General features: G+C 71.8%; 19 protein-coding genes. 11 read left to right on the forward strand and 8 right to left on the reverse strand.

What is annotated here, in order from left to right; all coding sequences use genetic code 11:
* Nucleotides 1–4 precede the first annotated feature (4 nt).
* Nucleotides 5–961: an EamA family transporter gene (locus tag BLW84_RS12010; RefSeq protein WP_093264963.1), complete on the reverse strand. Its 957-nt coding sequence runs from the start codon at nucleotides 959–961 to the stop codon at nucleotides 5–7.
* Between the two features lie 158 nt (nucleotides 962–1,119).
* Between BLW84_RS12010 and BLW84_RS12015 the strand changes: the two genes are divergently transcribed.
* The gene (locus tag BLW84_RS12015; protein ID WP_093264964.1) at nucleotides 1,120–2,679 is read left to right on the forward strand and encodes an alpha/beta hydrolase; all 1,560 of its coding nucleotides are present in this window, start codon (nucleotides 1,120–1,122) and stop codon (nucleotides 2,677–2,679) included.
* 344 nt (nucleotides 2,680–3,023) lie between these two features.
* Complete coding sequence (locus BLW84_RS12020; protein ID WP_218157293.1) at nucleotides 3,024–3,566, forward strand: AAA family ATPase; 543 nt, start codon at nucleotides 3,024–3,026, stop codon at nucleotides 3,564–3,566.
* Nucleotides 3,567–3,581: 15 nt separating this feature from the next.
* Here BLW84_RS12020 and BLW84_RS12025 read toward each other — a convergent pair whose 3' ends face one another.
* Nucleotides 3,582–4,352, reverse strand: a complete 771-nt coding sequence (locus BLW84_RS12025) for a DUF4389 domain-containing protein (RefSeq protein ID WP_093264966.1) — start codon at nucleotides 4,350–4,352, stop codon at nucleotides 3,582–3,584.
* 509 nt (nucleotides 4,353–4,861) lie between these two features.
* On the opposite strand from BLW84_RS12025, the gene BLW84_RS12030 reads away from it, so the two are divergent.
* Genes BLW84_RS12030 through msrB form a run of 3 tightly spaced genes read left to right on the forward strand, consistent with a single transcriptional unit; the run spans nucleotide 4,862 to nucleotide 6,779 of the window.
* On the forward strand, nucleotides 4,862–5,182 hold the full coding sequence (locus tag BLW84_RS12030; RefSeq protein WP_093264968.1) for a hypothetical protein: 321 nt from the start codon (nucleotides 4,862–4,864) through the stop codon (nucleotides 5,180–5,182).
* A gap of 52 nt (nucleotides 5,183–5,234) precedes the next feature.
* Nucleotides 5,235–6,314: a DNA glycosylase AlkZ-like family protein gene (locus BLW84_RS12035; RefSeq protein ID WP_177226413.1), complete on the forward strand. Its 1,080-nt coding sequence runs from the start codon at nucleotides 5,235–5,237 to the stop codon at nucleotides 6,312–6,314.
* 45 nt (nucleotides 6,315–6,359) lie between these two features.
* Nucleotides 6,360–6,779, forward strand: a complete 420-nt coding sequence (gene msrB / locus BLW84_RS12040; RefSeq protein ID WP_093264971.1) for a peptide-methionine (R)-S-oxide reductase MsrB — start codon at nucleotides 6,360–6,362, stop codon at nucleotides 6,777–6,779.
* A gap of 63 nt (nucleotides 6,780–6,842) precedes the next feature.
* On the opposite strand, the gene hemQ is transcribed toward msrB, so the two are convergent.
* The 3 genes from hemQ to hemE are packed head-to-tail and all read right to left on the reverse strand — an operon-like array spanning nucleotide 6,843 to nucleotide 10,073.
* Nucleotides 6,843–7,538 (reverse strand): hydrogen peroxide-dependent heme synthase, encoded by a 696-nt coding sequence (hemQ, locus tag BLW84_RS12045; RefSeq protein ID WP_093264973.1) that lies wholly within the window; start codon nucleotides 7,536–7,538, stop codon nucleotides 6,843–6,845.
* 4 nt (nucleotides 7,539–7,542) lie between these two features.
* Nucleotides 7,543–8,979, reverse strand: a complete 1,437-nt coding sequence (gene hemG / locus BLW84_RS12050) for a protoporphyrinogen oxidase (RefSeq protein WP_093264974.1) — start codon at nucleotides 8,977–8,979, stop codon at nucleotides 7,543–7,545.
* Complete coding sequence (gene hemE, locus BLW84_RS12055) at nucleotides 8,979–10,073, reverse strand: uroporphyrinogen decarboxylase (RefSeq protein ID WP_093264976.1); 1,095 nt, start codon at nucleotides 10,071–10,073, stop codon at nucleotides 8,979–8,981. Before hemE ends, hemG begins: the two co-directional genes overlap by 1 nt.
* A 224-nt stretch (nucleotides 10,074–10,297) precedes the next feature.
* On the opposite strand from hemE, the gene BLW84_RS12060 reads away from it, so the two are divergent.
* The 3 genes from BLW84_RS12060 (at nucleotide 10,298) to BLW84_RS12070 (ending at nucleotide 13,347) form a co-directional block, all read left to right on the forward strand.
* Entirely contained in the window at nucleotides 10,298–10,864 is a 567-nt protein-coding gene (locus tag BLW84_RS12060) for a DUF3000 domain-containing protein (RefSeq protein WP_093264977.1), read from the forward strand.
* A gap of 416 nt (nucleotides 10,865–11,280) precedes the next feature.
* The gene (locus tag BLW84_RS12065; RefSeq protein WP_093264979.1) at nucleotides 11,281–11,997 is read left to right on the forward strand and encodes a response regulator; all 717 of its coding nucleotides are present in this window, start codon (nucleotides 11,281–11,283) and stop codon (nucleotides 11,995–11,997) included.
* 96 nt (nucleotides 11,998–12,093) lie between these two features.
* Complete coding sequence (locus BLW84_RS12070; RefSeq protein WP_177226414.1) at nucleotides 12,094–13,347, forward strand: ribonuclease D; 1,254 nt, start codon at nucleotides 12,094–12,096, stop codon at nucleotides 13,345–13,347.
* A 49-nt stretch (nucleotides 13,348–13,396) separates the two neighbouring features.
* Here BLW84_RS12070 and BLW84_RS12075 read toward each other — a convergent pair whose 3' ends face one another.
* Together BLW84_RS12075 and BLW84_RS12080 are read right to left on the reverse strand one after the other, a co-directional pair.
* Nucleotides 13,397–13,945, reverse strand: a complete 549-nt coding sequence (locus BLW84_RS12075; RefSeq protein ID WP_093264982.1) for a TIGR03086 family metal-binding protein — start codon at nucleotides 13,943–13,945, stop codon at nucleotides 13,397–13,399.
* A gap of 49 nt (nucleotides 13,946–13,994) precedes the next feature.
* Complete coding sequence (locus BLW84_RS12080; protein WP_245761090.1) at nucleotides 13,995–14,717, reverse strand: helix-turn-helix domain-containing protein; 723 nt, start codon at nucleotides 14,715–14,717, stop codon at nucleotides 13,995–13,997.
* Between the two features lie 171 nt (nucleotides 14,718–14,888).
* Between BLW84_RS12080 and BLW84_RS12085 the strand changes: the two genes are divergently transcribed.
* From BLW84_RS12085 to BLW84_RS12095, 3 genes are all read left to right on the forward strand, one after another.
* Nucleotides 14,889–16,130, forward strand: coding sequence for a thiolase family protein (locus tag BLW84_RS12085; protein WP_177226415.1), 1,242 nt, complete (start codon nucleotides 14,889–14,891; stop codon nucleotides 16,128–16,130).
* Complete coding sequence (locus tag BLW84_RS12090; RefSeq protein ID WP_093264986.1) at nucleotides 16,127–18,226, forward strand: 3-hydroxyacyl-CoA dehydrogenase NAD-binding domain-containing protein; 2,100 nt, start codon at nucleotides 16,127–16,129, stop codon at nucleotides 18,224–18,226. Before BLW84_RS12085 ends, BLW84_RS12090 begins: the two co-directional genes overlap by 4 nt.
* A 115-nt stretch (nucleotides 18,227–18,341) precedes the next feature.
* The gene (locus BLW84_RS12095; RefSeq protein WP_093264987.1) at nucleotides 18,342–18,923 is read left to right on the forward strand and encodes a Uma2 family endonuclease; all 582 of its coding nucleotides are present in this window, start codon (nucleotides 18,342–18,344) and stop codon (nucleotides 18,921–18,923) included.
* Here BLW84_RS12095 and BLW84_RS12100 read toward each other — a convergent pair.
* Nucleotides 18,918–19,706 (reverse strand): methyltransferase domain-containing protein, encoded by a 789-nt coding sequence (locus BLW84_RS12100; RefSeq protein WP_093264989.1) that lies wholly within the window; start codon nucleotides 19,704–19,706, stop codon nucleotides 18,918–18,920. The two genes, BLW84_RS12095 and BLW84_RS12100, sit on opposite strands and share 6 nt — an antisense overlap.
* Between the last annotated feature and the right edge of the window lie 2 nt (nucleotides 19,707–19,708).

The following is a 19,708-nucleotide window of genomic DNA, read 5'->3' on the forward strand; positions in this document are numbered from 1 at the left end:
GGCGTCAGTTGGCGCCGGTGTCCTTGGGGCCCGCATCGTCGGGCTTCCCGTCGCCGCCCTTCGCCGAGCCGACCGAACCGACCGAGGCCGCGACGACGCAACCGATGGCGACCCACTGCCAGCCGCCCAGCATCTCGCCCAGCACCAGCAGCCCGGCCAGCGCCGCCACCGCGGGCTCCAGGCTCATCAGCACGCCGAACACCCGCGGCGGCATCCGGCGCAGCGCCTCCAGCTCCAGCGAGTACGGCACCACCGAGGACATCAGCGCGACCACCAGCCCGGCGATGAGCACCGCCGGGTCCAACAGCGCCGTCCCGGCCTCGGCGATGCCGAACGGCGCCGCCACGAGCGCGCCGAACGCCATGCCCAGGGCCAGCCCGGATCCGCCGCTGGTCCGGCTGCCGAGCTTCGCGCCGACCAGGATGTAGCCGGCCCACAGCGCGCCGGCCATCAGCGCGAAGGCGACCCCGACCCAGTCGAGCCCGCCCTCCGCGCGGGCCAGCAGCACCACGCCGGTGCCGGCCAGCACCGCCCAGACGATGTCCAGCTTGCGGCGGGAGCCGATCACCGCCACGGCCAGCGGGCCGAGGAACTCGATGGTGACCGCCGCGCCGAGCGGAATCCGCTCGAACGCCTGGTAGATGCAGACGTTCATGCCGGCGAGCACCGCGCCGTAACCGGCCACCACCGCCAGCGTCTTGCGGTCCATGCGCAGCGACGGCCGCCACACCGCCAGCAGGATCACCGCGGCGAAGGTCAACCGCAGCGCCACCACGCCGGACGCCCCGGCCGTGGTGAACAGCTGCTTGGCGAACGCGGCACCGACCTGCAGGCTGATCACGCCCAGCAGCACGAGCATCGGCGGCGGGATCGCCCCGAGTGCGCGCGCGGAGACGTTCTCCACGCTGAACAGCGACCACCTGCTCGACGACGCTCCCGAGCCGACCTGCGCGACGTGCACGATGCTCCTCTGCCTCCGCCAACCGCTTCCCGCTGCACGTTATCCCGCCACCGGCCGCGCCCGTCACCCGATTGTCAGGGCCCTCACCGGGGCCTCACCCGGATCATGCGATGCTGACCCGGTCCAGCGACCACCGCGCCTGCCGACTAGGAGTACCCGTGCCGCGCACCACTCACCGGGTCGGGGCCGCACTACTGCCGTTGCTGCTGCTGGTGGTCGCCGCGTGTTCGGCTGGACCGTCGGACCGGCCCGCGGTCGCCTACCACGACGGCGAGCAGCAGGTCGTCCCCGCGCCGCAGCCGCCGAAACCGGCCCCCGTCCCGCCGCTGGGCTCCCCCGGCGACGACGCGCAGAGCTGGGAGGACTGCACCGACCAGACGCGCACGGAGCTCGGCGGGCTGCCGCCGGGCATGACGTTCTCCTGCTCGCGGCTGATCAGCACGCTCGACGCCCCCGAAGCCCCGGAACGCGGCACCGCGCGCATCTCGCTGATCCGCGCCGGTTCCGGCCACGTGCCGCTGGTGGTGCTGGGCGATGTCGGCGGCGAGCCGGGCACGACCTACGCGGCCCGGCTGGCCACGCAGCTGCCGGCGGAACTGCGCAACACCTTCGACATCATCGGGATGGACCGGCGCGGCACCGGTGAATCTGATCCGGCCGACTGCGTGCCGCCCGCGCAGCGCGACGCGATCGTCGGCTTCGACCCGCGCGCCACCGACCGCGGCGCGCTGGACCGGCTGCTCGAATCGGTGCTCGCGGCGAGCCAGGAATGCCTGCTGGACCTCGACGAGCGACTGCAGGCCTACGACACCTGGCGAACCGCCTCCGACCTGGAAGAACTCCGCCTGGAGCTGGGCGTGCCGCGGCTGCACGCGATCGGGCGGGGCGAAGCGGCGCGCCTGCTGACGACCTTCGCCGAGCGCTTCCCCGGATCGGTCGGCCGCCTGGTGCTCGACGGCGCGCCGGACCCGACCCGCGACGCCATCGGCCAAGCGGAATCGCAGGCGCAGAGCGCGGAGCAGGCCTTCGACGTGTTCGCCGCCGACTGCGTCAGCCGCGGCTGCCCGCTGGGCCCCGAGCCGCGCAAGGTGGTCGGCGATCTGGTCGAGCGCACCCGCGGCACGCCGCTACCGGCGCCGGGCACCTCGGTCGGCGCCGGCCGGGTGGTGCAGGCGATCCTGCTGGGTCTTTCCGACCGGGCCACCTGGCCCGCCCTCGCCGATGCGCTGGCCGCGGCCGATCGCGGCGACGGCGCCGGCCTCGCCTCGATCAGCGCGCCGCTGGTCGCCGACCAGGGCGTCAACCCGCCGTGGCTGGACGGCGACCTGATCACCAGCTGCAACGACACGACGGTGCGCGTGCCGCCGCAGCGCACCGGCGAGCTCGCGCTGGACTGGGTGAGCCGGTTCCCGCTGTTCGGCGGTGCCGCCGCTCAGCGGCTGGTGTGGTGCGGGTCGTGGCCGGTCCCGCAGCAGCCGCTGCCCTCGCCGCGCCGCCCGGACCTGCCGCCGATCCCGGTGATCAGCACCGCGAACGACCCGCAGCTGCTGGGTCTGGGCACCGATCACATGGCCGAGCAGATGCCGACCGGGGTGCTGCTGCGCTGGCAGGGCGCCGGGCACGGGGCCATCGGCAAGTCGCCGTGCATCACCGAGGCGGTCAGCCGGTTCCTGGTGCAGGGCACCGTGCCGACGGAAGGCATGGCCTGCCCGGGGTGATCCCGCAACACCCCGGGCCGACCCCTGCCGCTCAGCCGCAGCTGGAGCAGCAGCCGCAGGAAGGACCCGTGCAGCTGCCGCAGCAGCTGCAGCCACCCTTGGCTTGCGGTGCACGTTCGGCTTCGGTGCGGACCATCTTGGCCTCCCGCGTCGTGGCGAATACCAACGGTTGCGATGGTGCTCGCCGACGGAGCAACCGAGACACCGCCGGGCGAGGGAAACGCGTTGGGCCAACCCGCTGAACAGGACACATGAACGCATAGCGATCTGTAACCGGATGCGAAATGCGCATGACGGCTGCGCCGACCGGGTGAGAAGATCCACTCCTCGCACCGGGAGGGAACGTGTCCGACGAGCATCACCAGGCCGTCTTGCTGATCACCGGCATCCAGGCCGCCGGGAAGTCCACCATCGCCCAGGGCGTCGCCGAGGAGCTGCCGCGCTCGGTGCACCTGCGCGGCGACGCGTTCCGCCGAATGGTGGTCGGCGGCCGCGAGGAGATGTCCGCGCCGCCGTCCGACGAGGCGCTGCGCCAGTTGCGGTTGCGCCACCGGTTGACCGCGCAGGCCGCGGACACGTACTTCGCGGCGGGCTTCACCGTCGTCACGCAGGACGTGATCCTGGGCGAGCACCTGGCGGAAATGGCCGAGAACATCGGCAGCCGGCCGCTGCTCGTGGTCGTCCTCGCGCCGTCGACCGCGGCGATCGCAGAGCGCGAAGCAGGCCGCGGCAAGACCGCGTACGACAGCTGGGCGATCGCCGAGCTGAACACCGTGCTGCACGAGCAGACGCCGCGCATCGGCCTGTGGCTGGACACCTCCGACCAGACCCCGGAGCAGACCGTCGCGGAGATCCTGGACCGAGCCTGGACCGAAGCCGCGATCTGATCCCGCCCCGAGTCGTCAGCGGTCGTAGTAGTAGCCCTGGTGCTCCGGCGGCTGGTACTGCGACTGCACGACGCCGTTGGTGACCGAACCGATCACGCCGAGCACGATGAACACGACCAGCAGGACCCGACCGCCCTGGGACATCACCAGCGGGCGGGTGCCCGGCGACTGGCGCGGCGGGTTCTCCTCCGCGCGCGCGTCGCCGAACAGCTTCTTGGGGTAGGCGCCGGTCAGCAGGTAGAAGTAGGCGTTCGTGCGGTAGCTGTAGCGCAGCACCGCCGCGGAGGCGTCGAAGACCGGCCGCGGGTTGCGGCCCAGGACCAGCACGATCAGCCAGATGAAGAACGCCAGCACGCCGAAGCCGTGGGCGACGATCACGCTCACGATCGCGGCCGGGATCACCAGGATGATCCGGAAGAACACCGCCCACCGGTTCAGCTCGCCGGGCCGGATGTCGGCCTGCACCGGGTAGTCCGGCTCGGGCACCAGGAACGGCGGGTACTTGTCGACGAGCAGCATGTTCGACGCCACCACCCGGGCCTGGTAGCCGACGAACTGGCTCAGGAACCCGGCGATCCAGTCCGGCAGCCGCCCCAGGAACAGCGCGGCGAACCAGCCGACGATCACCACGACGGCGGCCGCGATGGACAGCAGCCAGAGCACGATGAAGTGCGGGATCAACAGCAGCAGTCGCAATAGGACGGTCCAGCGCCGCTGCCGCTCCGGGGGAACTACCTCCAGCTCCGGCAGGAACGGGCCGTTGGCCTCCGCGGGCTGGTCGCTCATCATCGCCTCCCGAGTCCGGTGTGGAGCGCGGCGACTGTAACCACGTCACCCGGGCAGGGGCGGGATCCGGCTGGCGGCACGCGCTCCCGATCATCCGATCCGGTGAACGGCAGGTGCGGCAGCTCACGTGCCGGCGCGCCAGGGCGTTTTCCCGGTGAGCAATTGATTCCGCAAGCCGGGAGGAGCTTCCACATGTACGAGATCGGATACCTGTCAGGTCGCGTTGCCCAGGGATGGATTCGCCGTGGTGCCACGCCAGTGCCGAATCGCGGAGGTCCTGGCGAACCCGGCCGACCAACGCATCGGCGCATGCATCGCGGACTGGATCATGTCCGGCGACGGGACGCGGAGCGGTCTTCGCATTGGCCCGTCCGCCACGAGCGCGCGCCTCCGCATGCGACGAGAACCGACCACTGTGGACGATGCGGGCCAAGTGGCGGACAGCCGGCTCGGTGGCCGACTCGTCCGAACGCGGCACGGTTCGGGAATAGCCGCCCGACGGTGCCGCGATGAGGCGCTACGGTGGGGCCGTGGAGCGCGGCGACCGGGATGAGGAGACCGAGCGCCTCGATGAGGATCTGCACGGGCTCGACCCGGAGGACCCCGAGGTGCAGGCCTTCGCTGCGCATCGCGACCGGATGCAGCGGCCGAATTCCGAGGCCACCGTGGAGGGCATGCTACGCGGCGTGGACGACTTCGCGCAGAGCGTGAACCGGGCGGACGGACACCGCAGGCTGGTGGCCGTCGGGGTGATCCTGCTGATCCTGCTCGGCGTGCTGTTCACGGTCTGGAACGCCGTCGCGTTCGTGTTCGGCACCTTCCTCGGCTGATCTGTCGGGGCCGTGGGGCATGCTCGACGCCTGTCGTCGAATCGGGGTACCTGTGATCGAGACCGACCGCGAGCGAGTCCTGGCCTACCGGCACGCCGTCCAGCAGTTGGACCGGTCCGCAGGCTCCGTAGAGGACCTCGGCGTGCTGCCGCTCGGCGTGCCGGACACCCCGGCGGGCTCGGCGCTGCAGTCGGTGCGCACGCGGGTACCTGGAGCGGAGCTCCCGGACTCGGTAGTGCTCGCCTGGTCGGTGCGCGGCAGCGCACACCTGCACCGCGCCGCGGACCTCGCGGAGCTGGCCGGCCGGCTCCACCCGATGTCGGACGCGGACGTGGTGGCCCGGATGCCGATCATGAAGTCGGTCGACGCCCCGCTCGCGGTGTTCGGCAAGGCGGTCGCGGCGATGCGGGAGCACTCGCTCGAACCGACGGATCGGGGCACGCTGAGCGCGGCGGTCACCCGCGACGTCCCGGAAGCCTCGGCGTGGTGCAAGGGCTGCGAATCGACCCACGTCTTCTACTCGCTGTACCTGCAATCCGGACTGGCGGCGGGCATCCGGCTCGTCCGCGCATCCGGGCGGCTGCGGATCACGGCGACCCCGGAGTGGCAAGTCCCGCAGCAGGCCGCCCGGACCGACGTCCTGATCAAAGACGTGCTGTGCCTACTCGGCCCGGGCTCGATCGCCGATGTCGCCGCGTTCCTCGGCACCAGCGCCACCGCGCTGCGGCCGGTCTGGCCGGCGGACCTCGTCGAGGTCTCGGTCGCCGGGAAGCAGTCGTGGTTCGTGCCGGACGCGGTCGCGGCGCTCGACTCGCCGCCGTCACCACGGGGCGTGCGGCTGCTGCCGACCGGCGACCCGTACCTGCAAGCCCGGGATCGCGCGGAGCTGCTGCCGGATCCCGCGCACCGCAAGGTCCTCTGGCGAGCGGTCGGCTCTCCCGGGGCGCTGCTCGCCCATGGCGAGATCATCGGCACCTGGCGAGCCAGGAAGACGGGCAGCGAGCTCCAGGTGGACGTGACGGGCTTTCGCGCCCTGAGTGCCGCCGTCCGCGAGGAGGCGGAAACCGAGGCCCAGCAGCTGGCCGGGACCAGAGGCGCGAAGTCGGCCGCGGTGGCGTTCGACTCGATCTGAGACCGCGCCGATGCAGTTGATCTTCGCACGGATTAGCGTGGAGGCATGGATCCGGTCGCAGGAACCCCGAAGGTCACCAAAACCGATCAGGAGTGGCGGGAACAGCTCAGCCCGAACGAGTACGCGGTGCTGCGCCAAGCCGCCACCGAGCCGGCCTGGCAGGGCGAGTACGTCGACACCAAGACGGTCGGGGTCTACGAGTGCCGCGGCTGCGGGGCCGAACTGTTCCGCAGCGACACCAAGTTCGAATCGCACTGCGGCTGGCCGTCGTTCTACGACCCGACCGACAGCGACGCGGTGATCCTCCGCGAGGACCGGTCGCTCGGCATGGCGCGCGTCGAGGTCCTGTGCGCGGCCTGCCACGGCCACCTGGGCCACGTGTTCGAGGGCGAGGGCTACCCGACGCCCACCGACCAGCGCTACTGCATCAACTCGATCGCCGTCCGCCTGGCCCCGGCGGAGTGAGCAGGCGCGAAACGAGTGAGGCGCGGCCCGGGCAGCGAGTGCCCGGGCCGCGCCTCATCCAGCTCAGGGAAGGCGAGTGACCAGGTCGGGCACGTCGACGCGGTGACCGGTGTAGAACGGGATCTCCTCGCGGACGTGCAGGCGGGCCTCGGTGCCGCGCAGGTGGCGCATCAGGTCCACGATCCGGTGCAGCTCGTCGGCCTCGAAGGCCAGGATCCACTCGTAGTCGCCCAGCGCGAAGGACGCCACCGTGTTCGCCCGGACGTCCGGGTAGTCGCGGGCTTCCTTGCCGTGGTCGGCCAGCATCGCGCGGCGCTCGTCGTCCGGCAGCAGGTACCACTCGTAGGAGCGCACGAACGGGTACACGCAGATGTACTTGCGCGGCTCCTCGCCCGCCAGGAACGCGGGGATGTGGCTCTTGTTGAACTCGGCCGGGCGGTGCAGCGCGACGTTGCTCCACACCGGCTCGGACGCCTGCCCCAGCGGGGTCTCCCGGCGGAACCCGGTGTAGGCCGCCTGCACTTCCTCGATCCGCTCGGAGTGCCACCAGATCATGAAGTCCGCGTCGGCGCGCAGCCCGGAGACGTCGTAGACGCCGCGAACCACGACGCCGGACTCGGCCAGCGAGTCCAGGTACTCCTGGGTCTGCTGCGCGGCCTTGGCCCGGTCCTCGGGCAGCGTGCCCTGCTCGACCCGGAAGACCGACCACATGGTGTAGCGGATGGTGTCGTTCAACTCGTTGTAGTTCAGCCGCGCCATGCGTTCATGCTCCCACCTCGCGGCGACCGACCTGCAGCAGGTCCCGCGTGATATCGGTCGCTGCCGCGGTTCCGGTGGCGATGCACGCCGGAACGCCGACCCCGTGCAGCGCGGCGCCCGCGATCGCCAGCCCCGGCACCTCGGCCACGGCGCGCTCGATGTCGGCGACCAGGTCGAGGTGGCCCACGCCGTACTGCGGCAGCCCGCCGCCCCAGCGCGTCACGACGGAGTCCACCGGAGCCGCGGAGATCCCGGTCAGCTCCGCGAAGTCGGCCCGGACACGGCGCAGCACTTCGGCGTCGTCGAGCTGCAGCTCGGCGGTCTCGCCGAACCGCCCGACCGAGCCGCGCACCAGCAGCTCGCCCTCGGCGCCGCGCAGGTGCGGCCACTTCTTGCTGGAGAAGGTGAATGCCTTGGCGGTGAAGGGAGTTCCGTCCGCGTGCTGCTCGCCGCGCGCGATCAGCACGCCCGACGCCTCCGGCAGCCGCGCGTCGGGCGGCAGGGCGAGCCCGACCACGATCGAGGACGACAGCTCCACCTCGGCCAGCTTCGCGGCCGCTACCGGAACGACGTCGCCGAGGAGCCGCCGAGCCGCTGGAGCGGGCACCGCGAGCACCACGGCGTCGACGTCCAGGAACTCGGGACTGGGCGCGGCACCGATCTCCAGGCGCCAGCCCTGCTCCGCCCGTGTCAGCCGCCGCACCGGAAGTCCCAGCCGTACCTCGGCGCCGGCGGCGATCAGCAGCCGGTCGACCAGCTCCCGGTAGCCGTAGCGGAACGCGCCGAAAACCGGCGGCTTCGGCGCATCCGCCGGTTTCGGCGCGGGCAGCGCCGAAACCGCGGCAGCGATGATCGACTCCGCTCCGGCATCGAGCGCTGCGGCCAGCGCCGGGATCGTGGCCCGCAGACCGAGCCGGTCGGCATCGCCCGCGTAGACCCCACCGAGCAACGGTTCGACGAGGCGGTCGACGACCTCGTCACCCATTCGCCCGCGCAGGAGCTCGCCCACCGAGATGTCGGCGCCGCCGAGCCGGACCGGCGGCAGCTCCGCCTCTGCCCGGACCGCGGCCACTCCCGCCGGGGAAAGCACGTCCTGCACCGCTTCCGGCGAAGCCGGGACGCCCATCACGGTTCCGCCGGGCAACCGGCAGGTCCGGCCCCCGGCGCGCACCGTCGCGGACACCGCGCCCGGGTGCACGACCTCTTCCGGCACGCCGAGCTCCTCGGCCAGCTGCCGGACCTCCGGACGCCGGTCGAGGAACGCCTCCGCCCCGACGTCGTAGCGGCAACCGGCGAGCTCGACGGTGTGGAGCTTGCCGCCGAGCCGCTCACCCTGCTCGAGGAGCACGATCTCGGCGTCCGGCCCCAGCTCGCGGCGGAGCCGGTAGGCGGCGACGAGGCCGGCGATGCCGCCGCCGACGACTGCGACCCGGCGCGTCATCACTGCTGCTTGCTCGCGGTGTGCACCAGCTCGACGACGCGGGTGAGCACCTCGGGGTCCGTGCTGGGCAGCACGCCGTGGCCGAGGTTGAAGATGTGCCCGCCGGCCGCCTGGCCCTCGCCGAGGATCCGGTGCACCTCGCGCTCGATCGCGTCCCATCCGGCGAACAGCACCGCCGGGTCGAGGTTGCCCTGCACCACCGGTGCGGCGGCCTCCGGCTCCGCCGCGCGCAGCCGCGTCGCGGCCTCGTCCAGCGGCACCCGCCAGTCCACGCCGACGACGTCGGCCCCCGCGGAGCGCATCGCGCCGAGCAGCTCGCCGGTGCCCACGCCGAAGTGGATCTTCGGCACGTCCGCGATCTCGGCGACGCTGGCGAAGATCCGCCGGCTGTGCGGCAGCACGAACTCGCGGTAGTCGCGCAGCGACAGGGCCCCGGCCCAGGAGTCGAAGAGCTGGATCGCGTCCACCCCGGCGGCCAGCTGCACCTTCAGGAACTCCAGCGTGGTGTCCGCGAGCCGGTCCAGCAGGGCGTGCCAGGTCTGGGGGTCGGAGTGCATCAGCGCCTTGGTGCGCTCGTGGTTGCGGCTCGGGCCGCCCTCCACCAGGTAGGACGCCAGCGTGAACGGCGCACCGGCGAACCCGATCAGCGGCGTCGGCCCCAGCTCGCGCACCAGCAGCCCGATCGCGTCGGCGACCGGCTCTACTTGCGCCGCGTCCAGCGTCGGCAGCGCCGCGACGTCGGCCGGGGTGCGCACCGGGCTCGACACGACGGGGCCGGTGCCCGCGACGATGTCCAGCCCGACGCCCGCGGCGTACAGGGGCAGCACGATGTCGCTGAACAGGATCGCGGCGTCGACCCCGTGCCGGCGCACCGGCTGCAGGGTGATCTCGCTGACCAGTTCCGACGTCAGGCACGCCTGCAGCATCGGCACGCCCTCGCGGAGCTTGCGGTACTCGGGCAGCGAACGACCCGCCTGCCGCATGAACCAGACCGGGGTGTGCCGGGGGGTGCCGCCGCGGGCGGCAACCAGCAGGGGGGCGTCGGCCAGGTTCCGGCGGGCCGAGGCCGGCGCGGGGTTCGCGGAGTTCGTCATCGAGGTCGCTGTCCGTAGGTCGAGAGGCGTCCCGGGGACGGCGCCACGGCGGGCCGACCGGGCTTACGCGGCAATCTTCGCACGCACCCACCTGCCTCCTTCCCCTGCCTCGGCGCCCCGCCGGGGACGGCTCCGAGGGCGGTCGCGAAGCGTCTTCATCCCCCGTTCGGCGTGCCTCCGCCACCGCCCGCGCCCGGCCGCATACAGTCGGCCGCGTGACGGAGATGCCGGTGGCGCCCGAAGTTTTCCGGCAGGCTGTTGCCGCGTTGACGTCTGCGCGTCCGCGAGCGGAGATAGAGCTGACCGAGGTGGGGCCGCCCAAGCGCCTCGCGCCTTGGGCTCATGCGCTCGCCGCGGAGGCGAACGGTCCGGCCGGTGAGCTGGCCACCGCCCGCTTGGTGCTGCTCTACGACCCGGAAGGCCAGGAGGCGTGGGCGGGCGTGCTGCGGCTCGTCGTCTACCTGCGGGCCGAGCTCGATCCGGAACTGGCGACCGATCCGCTGCTGCCGGCGGTCGGCTGGTCGTGGCTGACCGATGCGCTGGAGGATTCCGGCGCGGCCTGGACCGCCCTGGGCGGCACGGTCACGCTCACCTCGTCGGCCCGCTTCGGCGACATCGCAGGCCCGGCCCGCAGCCACGACCTGGAGTTGCGCGGTTCGTGGACGGCCACCGACGCGGAGCTGGCGCCGCACGCGGCGGCCTTCCACGAGTTGATGGCGAGCGCGGCGGGCCTGCCACCGGAAGGCGTCTCGATGCTCGGTGGGTGGTCCGGGACGGCGCACCGCGACTGATCGCGAGATCGCCCGATCACCGGCTGTGTCGGCCGACTCCGGCGCGTAAGGTTCGGCGCAACCGATCCCGTTTCCGCGGCGGCCGACACGCCGATGCGCGATTTCCTTTCGCGAAGACCCTGCGAGGCCGCCGAAATCGTTGATTGTGCAAATTTTTCACAATCCGCGTTCACGTTACGTCGCTTGGCCACGCTCCGACGTTACGGAGATAGCTCATAGTCACCCAAAAGAGCGATGCGATCATGTTCAGGTAACAACTCGATCGGGATAGATACCCGATTGATCGTCCCGCTGACCCGCTTGGGCGGTTACGCTGCCCCCGACGACACCACTTTCGGTCGATCAGTGGCGCGGCTGATTGGTCGAGAGTCCCGGTGCCGGTCGGGGGGCACGACCGACTCCAGGGAGGTAGTGACGTGGCTGCCGTCGGCTTAGGTCAGGCCGCTCGAACCACGCCCGCCGGCGCTTTGCCGGCCAACATGGTCCCGCACCCGCGGGAAGAGCTGTTCACGGTGCTCGTGGTGGACGACCATCCGCTGCTCCGGGAGGCAATCGCCGCCCGGTTGCTGCAGATGGGCGCCGGCACGGTGCACGAGGCCGCATCCATGGCCGAAGCCAGGGCTCGCGCCCTGGCGACCGGTCCGTGCGACCTCGCGATTCTCGATCTCGGACTCCCGGACGGGACCGGCATCGAGCTGGTAACCGAACTCCGGAGCCAAGGCTGGCCACGGATCGTGGTGCTCGCTTCGTCCGATGACCCGTATGCGGTCCGGGCCGCCTTCCAGGCAGGTGCGCAGGCGTACCTGCTGAAGTCGGCCTCACCCATGGTGGTCACCGACGGCGTGCGCCGCGTGCTCGATGGCGGCGTGTACGCCGATCCCAGCGTGGCTCCGGTGCTTGCCGCCGGTACCCGCGTGCCGGGAACGGACAACACGCCTCGCGAGTTGTCCGGGCGCGAGGTCGAGGTACTCCAGTTGGTGGCCGACGGCCGTTCCAACAAGGAGATCGGCGAGGCGCTGAACCTGTCCGCACTCACGGTGAAGAGCCACCTTTCGCGGATAGGGCGCAAGCTGGGCACCGGCGACCGGGCACAGATGGTCGCGCTGGCCATGCGGGCCGGCGTGATCCGGTGACCGGACGCTGACGCACCTGCACCGGTGCGGTCGACCCGACGAGCTCGGGTGGAGTAGCCCCACGGCGCGGGCCGAAGCACGTAAGGTCTGGTAGCCGTGGAAGCTGCAAGCCCCGAGACCGTCGGGTCCGACCGCCCGGAGCCGGTGTTGTTGACCGAACCCACTGACGGCGTGCCGCCGGTGGTGGACACACCGGCCGCGTTGAAAGCCGCCGCGACCGCACTCGCCGCGGGGACCGGACCGGTCGCCGTGGACACCGAGCGCGCTTCGGGTTATCGCTACTCGCAACGTGCCTACCTGGTACAACTCCGCCGAGAGGGTGCCGGGACCGTGCTCGTGGATCCGATCGCGCTGGACGGCGCGCTCGATCCGATGCCGCCGGCCCTGGACGACACCGAGTGGGTGCTGCACGCGGCGTCCCAGGACCTGCCGTGCCTAGCCGAGCTCGACCTGCGACCGGCACGGTTGTTCGACACCGAGCTGGCCGGCCGGCTCGCCGGGTTCGAACGCGTTTCGCTGGGCACGCTCGTGGAGCGCATGCTGGGCTACCGGCTGGAGAAGGGGCACAGCGCGGCGGACTGGTCCCGCCGACCGCTCCCCCAGGACTGGCTGGTGTACGCCGCCCTCGACGTGGAACTGCTGATCGCCCTGCGCGACGCGATGCGCGACGAGCTGGAGCGGCAGGGGAAGCTGGACTGGGCGCATCAGGAATTCGAGGCGGTCCGCACCGCCGCACCCGCCCCGCCGCGAGCCGAGCCTTGGCGCCGCACGTCCGGGATTCACCGGCTGCGCAGTCCCCGGCAGCTCGCCGCCGTTCGGGCGTTGTGGGAAGCCCGCGACACCGTCGCCCGGGACCGCGATCTCGCGCCGGGCCGCGTGCTGCCGGACTCCTCGATCGTGCAAGCCGCGCAGGCCAATCCGAAGACCGAGGCCGACCTGGTCGGCCTGCCGGTGTTCGGCGGGCGGCAGCAGCGGCGCCGGGCGTCGCTGTGGCTGCAGGCGCTGCGGGCGGCGCGCCGGCTGGAGAACGACGAGTTGCCGGCACCGGCTTCGCCGCACGACGGGCCGCCCCCGACCAACCGGTGGAGCGACCGGGATCCCGACGCCGCTGCGCGGCTGTCGGCGGCGCGCTCGGCGCTGTCGAAGATCGCCGAGCGCCACCACCTGCCGGTGGAGAACCTGCTGCTCCCCGACCTGGTCCGGCGGACCTGCTGGATCCCGCCGGAAGACCGCAGCACCACCGGCGTGACGGAGCTGCTGCGCGACAAGGGCGCCCGCGAGTGGCAGATCGAGCTCACCGCGGAGGACCTGAGCAAGGCCCTCCACGCGACGCCCGCGACAACCGACTGACGTTCCCCGTGCGGCGGTTCCGCGCGGAACCGCCGCACGGGGCCGTCGACTACGGGTTGCGGCCGAGGAAGGCGAGCAGGCGGTCCTGCTCGGGGGCGTTGTCGGCGACGCGGACCTCGGGGCCGCAGACGCCCTTGTGCCGGATGTTGTCCCCGAGGGTGCGGACGTCGATGAAAACCCGCGTCACCTCGTCCGCCGGCAACCTCTCGTCCTGACCAGTGGCCCTGGCGATGTCCCATCCGTGCACGAGCAGGTCGAAGCAGAGGAACCGGTCGATCGTCGCCTCGGCCGTGGTGCGCCCGAACATCCCGTCGTACTCCTGCCGCGCCCGCTGCGGGTCGTCGAGGAGCGCCTGGAGGACATCGCGGGCCTCTGCCCACGCCCCCACCGGGTCGTCGTCCACGTGCTTGTCCAGGGTGATCGTCAGGCCGGCCCAACTGGGGATGTCGCGGTGCAGGTCAACGACGTGACGCAGCACGTCCCGCGCGGTCCAGCCCTCGCAGGGGGACTGCGCCGCCCACGCGTCGGCGGGCACCGCCTCGACTCGACGGGTGAACTCGGCGGCCAGCGCTCGATAGCGCTCGGAGGTTTCGCTCATGCCCACAGCCTGCTCCGCGAGAAGCCTCCTGTCGTGTACGGATCGGACTTCAGCGGCCGACGAGCTCGCCCGGGCTGCGGCCGGCGAGCTCCCGGCAGTCGCGGGAGAGGTGCGACTGGTCGGTGTAGCCGGCGGCCACCGCCAGCGTCGCGAGGTCGATCGGGGCTCCGGGATGCCGGGCCATGTGCAGGAAGCGTTGCAGCCGCAGGATTTTGCGCAGTGTTGCGGGCCCGTAGCCGAACGCGCGCATGCATCGCCGGTTCAACTGCCGCACGCCGAGGCCGGTCGCCTCGGCCATCTCGGCGACCGTCGTCCGGCTGTCGCGCACGAGCAACCGCCGGACGGTCTCGGCGGCGGAATCCTCCGGCGCCGCCACCTCGATCCAGTTGCGGGCCTGATCCTGGAGGACCCGAAGCCTGCTCCCCTGGTCCTCGGCGTCCCCGATCCGGTCGCTCAGGAGCCGCTGGACTCGGGACCCGAGCACGTCCTCCAGGGCAACGCGCTTGTTCAGCACCTCTGCGGCGTCGAACCCGAGGACGCTGCCCGCTCGTCCCGCGCGGAATCGCACGCCAACCGCCTCGGTACCCGCGGGGAAGGCGAACGACCACGCAGATGTTTCCGGACCGCAAACACGGATCGCGCCGGTGCTGATCCAGAGCACGTCGACGCAACCGTCCGGCACGACCGTCGAAGTGCCCGGGACGTCCGCCGTCCAACCGGTGACCAAGTCCGACGCCAGGTCCGGAGCCACCATCGAAGACACGTACCGCACGGGGGCAGCCTAGAACTGGTCGCCGACAGCGGCGCTGATCAGACTGTGAGACGGCCGACACGGTCGACCCGCGTGTTACCGGTGGGTAATAAGCGCTAGAGTGCGGTTACCGGCCGGTAGTGACCGTCTGATCCGGCCATCACCATCCACCAAGCCAGTGAGGAGCACGCCGTGGCCGCACCTGCGTCGGCACCCGCCGACAGCCGCAGCCGCCCAGCGGTTCGGGACGTGGTCTTCGTCGACGGCGTACGCACGCCGTTCGGCAAGGCCGGTTCGAAGGGCCAGTACGCCCAGACCCGTGCCGACGACATGGTCGTCAAGGTCATCCGGGAGCTGCTGCGGCGGCATCCGGAACTGCCGGCGGAGCGCATCGACGAGGTCGCCATCGCCGCCACCACCCAGATCGGCGACCAGGGCCTGACCATCGGCCGCAGCGCGGCGCTGCTGGCCGGGCTGCCCAAGTCGGTCCCCGGCTTCGCGATCGACCGGATGTGCGCCGGTGCCATGACGGCCGTGACCACCGTGTCCAGCGGCATCGCCTTCGGCGCCTACGACGTGGCGATCGCAGGCGGCGTCGAGCATATGGGCAACCACCCCATGGGCGAGGGCGTCGACCCCAACCCGCGCTTCGTCTCCGACAAGATCGTCGACCCGTCGGCGCTGATCATGGGCTCGACCGCGGAGAACCTGCACGACCGGTACCCGACGCTGACCAAGCAGCGCACCGACGCCTACGCCGCCCTGAGCCAGCAGCGCTACGACGAGGCGCTGCGGGCCGGGAAGATCACCCCGGACCTGGTCCCGGTGTCCACCCGCTCCGAGCAGGGCTGGGGCCTGGCCACCACCGACGAGCCGCCGCGCCCGGGCACCACCGTCGAGGCGCTGAGCGGCCTCAAGACGCCGTTCCGCCCGCACGGCCGGGTCACCCCGGGCAACGCCGCGGGCCTCAACGACGGCGCGACGGGCTGCCTGCTGGCCGACGCCGACACCGCGGCCGAGCTCGGCCTGCCGGTCGGGATGCGGCTGGTCGGCTACTCCTTCGCCGGCGTCGAGCCCGAGGTGATGGGCGTCGGGCCGGTGCCCGCGACCGAGAAGGCGCTGCGGCGCGCCGGGCTGACCATCGACGACATCGGCCTGTTCGAGATCAACGAGGCCTTCGCGGTCCAGGTGCTGGCGTTCCTGGAGCACTTCGGCATCGCCGACGACGACCCGCGGGTCAACCCGTGGGGCGGCGCGATCGCCTGCGGCCACCCGCTGGCCTCCTCCGGGGTGCGGCTGATGACGCAGCTGTCCCGGCACTTCGCCGAGCGCCCCGAGGTTCGCTACGGCATCACGACCATGTGCATCGGCTTCGGCATGGGCGGCACGGTCATCTGGGAGAACCCGAACTACAACGCTGGAGGCGAGCAGTGACCAACGACTTCGCGGCGCTGTTCCCCGACGAAGTGGTGACCAAGGCGTTCACCCGGCTCGTCGACGTGCCCGGCCTGGCCGGCAAGCTCGCGCTGATCACCATCGACAACGGCTACGACCACACCCGGCCGTCCACCTTCGGCCCCGGCGGCCTGACCAGCCTGAACGCCGCGCTGGACGAGGCGTTCGCCGCCGAGCCCGCGGCCATCGCGGTCACCGGCAAGCCGTTCGTCTTCGCCGTGGGCGCGGACCTCTCCGGCATCGGCCGGATCACCGAGCGGGAGCACGCCCACCAGATCGCGCAGACCGGGCACGACGTGTTCCGGCGGCTCACCGAGTCGAAGATCCCGACCTTCGCCTTCGTCAACGGCGCGACGCTCGGCGGCGGCCTGGAGCTGGCGCTGTCCTGCCACTACCGGACGGTGGCGGCGAACGCGGGCGCCATCGCCTTCCCGGAGTGCTTCCTGGGCCTGTTCCCGGGTTGGGGCGGCACCCAGCTGCTGCCGAACCTGATCGGCCCGGACGCCGCGGTGACGGTGATCATCGAGAACGCGCTCAGCCAGAACCGGATGCTCAACCCGAAGAAGGCCCGCGGGCTGGGCATCTTCGACGAGCTGCTGGACAGCCCGGACTTCCTGGAGGAGTCGCTGCGCTGGGCGGTCCGCGTGGTCAACGGCGAGCAGGCCGTGACCCGCCCGGAGATCGACCGCGGCAAGGCCTGGGACGACGCCGTCGCCCGCGCCAAGGGCATCGTCGAGGCGCGCACCCACGGTGCCTCCCCCGCCGTGACCAAGGCCGTCGAGCTGATCGAGCTGGCCCGCGGCAACGACCTGGACGCCGGCTACGCCGCCGAGACCGAGGCGCTGGCCGACGCGCTGATGTCCGACGAGCTGCGCTCGGGGCTCTACTCCTTCGACCTGACGCAGAAGCGCGCCAAGCGGCCCGCCGGGGCGCCCGACAAGTCGCTGGCGCGCAACGTCACCAAGGTCGGCGTGGTCGGCGCCGGGCTGATGGCCGGTCAGCTTGCGCTGCTGTTCGTGCGCCGCCTCGAGGTGCCGGTGGTCATCACCGACATCGACCAGGAGCGCATCGACCGGGGCGTGGCCTACATCCACGGCGAGATCGACAAGCTCGCCACCAAGGGCCGCCTGTCGCCGGACGCGGTGAACCGGCTCAAGGCGCTGGTCACCGGCTCGCTGGACAAGAAGGCGTTCGCCGACGCCGACTTCGTCATCGAGGCCGTCTTCGAGGAGATGTCGGTCAAGCAGCAGGTGTTCGCCGAGCTGGAGGAGCACGTCTCCCCCGAGGCGATCCTGGCCACCAACACCTCATCGCTGTCGATCACCGAGATGGGTTCGAAGCTGAAGAACCCGGAACGGGTCGTCGGCTTCCACTTCTTCAACCCGGTCGCGGTGCTGCCGCTGCTGGAGGTGGTGCGCGGCGAGCAGACCGACGACGCGGCGCTGGCGACCGCGTTCAAGGTCGGCAAGCAGCTGAAGAAGTCGTGCGTGCTGGTCAAGGACGCGCCGGCGTTCGTGGTGAACCGGCTGCTGACCCGGTTCATGGGCGAGGTCATCGCGACCATCGACGAGGGCACGCCGTTCGAGGTTGCCGACAACGCGCTGGAGCCGCTCGGCCTGCCGATGAGCCCGATGGTGCTGCTGCAGCTGGTCGGCCCGGCGGTCGCCCAGCACGTCAACGAGACGATGCACGCGGCCTACCCGGACCGGTTCGGGCTCAGCGACAACATGCAGCGGTTCGTCGACGCGCGCAAGACCGCGGTGTGGATCACCGACGAATCCGGCAAGCAGATCGTGGACCCCGAGGTCGCGGCGCTGTGGACGCAGGGCGACAAGCCGTCGACGTCCGAGCAGGTCCGCGACCGGGCGCTGAACGCGCTGGCCGAGGAGATCGGGATCATGCTCGACGAGGGCGTGGTCGTCGAGGCGCAGGACATCGACCTGTGCATGCTCCTCGGCGCGGGCTGGCCGTTCTGGCTGGGCGGCATCACGCCGTACCTGGACCGGGCGGGCATCTCGGAGAAGATCAACGGCAAGCGATTCCTCGCCCCGGGCGTGGCCTCCGTGCCCGCCTGACCGGCGATTCGCGGCCGACGGGGCCGGGGCGTTTCGCCCCGGCCCCGTTCGCGTGCGTGAGCTCGGGTGCCGTGTTCTGCCATGATGGAACCGGACGGAGAAGAGGTGATGGCCGGTGACCGCGCTTGTCCAGCACGAACTGGGGCCGTTCACGATCGCCGACTGGCACGCGCTGCCTGCCCGGGAGGACGGGTCGCGCCTGGAGCTCATCGAGGGGTACTGGCTCGTGACGCCACCGCCGACCGGGCAGCACCAGTGGGCCGAGAAGCGGATCATCTCGCTCTTCGACCAGGCCATCGCCTCGGCCGGGCGGACCGATCTCTACGCGGTCGGCGGCATTGGGGTCGAGATCAGCACGAGTTACCGCTCGGCCCTCATCCCCGACTTCGTCGTCCTCGACACGCCGCCCGTCGGCACGTCGTTCCAGCCCGGGAACGTCCTGCTCATCGGCGAGATCTGGTCCCCGGGCAACACCTCCAGCGAGCAGCAGGAGAAGTTCCAGGCCTGCGAGCGAGCCGGCATCCCGTACTTCTGGAGCGTCGCCCAGGACCACGGCGGCCCCGTCGAACTCGCCGCCTACCGCCTCGAGAACGATCGCTACGCGTGCGACGCGACCGCGAAGGCCGGTCACGGGAGCGCGCGGATCACCGCCAGTCCGGTCCCGTTCGAACTCGATGTGGCCTCGCTGCGGCTATGAACCCTGAACCTCGCGAGCGTTCGGCACCGGCCCGGCTCGCTTGACGGCCGCTGCCACGAACATCGGCAGCGCGAGGAAGAGCCGGTCGGCCTCCGCCCGCGCACGCTGCTCGGCTATCCAGCCGTCCGCCTGCTCGCGCGTGATGGCGCCGGTGGATCGGGCTCCTTCCGCGAGTCCGGTGACCATGGGCAGCATCGACTTCCCGGTGAAGACGCCGGTGCGCACCTCGACCACCACGTCGTCGAACGCGGCGTCCAGCAGCAGGTTGCGGTAGCGGCGGGCGGCGCGCGGGCTGGCGATCAGGTCGGCGCGAGCATGCACGATGGTCCGGGTGAGAATCGGATCGGCGGAGTCGATGACGATGTCGTCCCAGTCCTGACCCAGCAGCACGATCCGCCCACCGGGTGCGAGAACCCTGCGCGCTTCCGCCAGGGCCCGCTCCGGCTCGGCCAGCTCGTGGAACACCTTGTCGGCCCGGTAGCCGTCCACCGAGGCGTCCGCCAGCGGCAGTTCGCACGCCCCGGCGATCCGGAAGTCCGCCTCGGGCCACCGGTCGCGGGCGACGGCGATCATCCGCTCGTCCGGGTCCACACCGATGGTCCGCGCGCCTCGTTCGGCCAGCTCCGCCACGGCACGTCCGGCACCGCACCCCACGTCCACCGCGGACTTTCCGAGGCCGGCGCCGAGCAGGTCGTAGGAGAGGGTCCGCAGTTCCGCTGCGCCCGGCAGCCGGTCGGCCGCGTCGAGCCGGGCGATGAGGTCGTCCGTCGATTGCTTGATCATGG

Source organism: Saccharopolyspora shandongensis (assembly GCF_900106995.1).
GTDB classification, from domain to species: Bacteria; Actinomycetota; Actinomycetes; order Mycobacteriales; family Pseudonocardiaceae; genus Saccharopolyspora; species Saccharopolyspora shandongensis.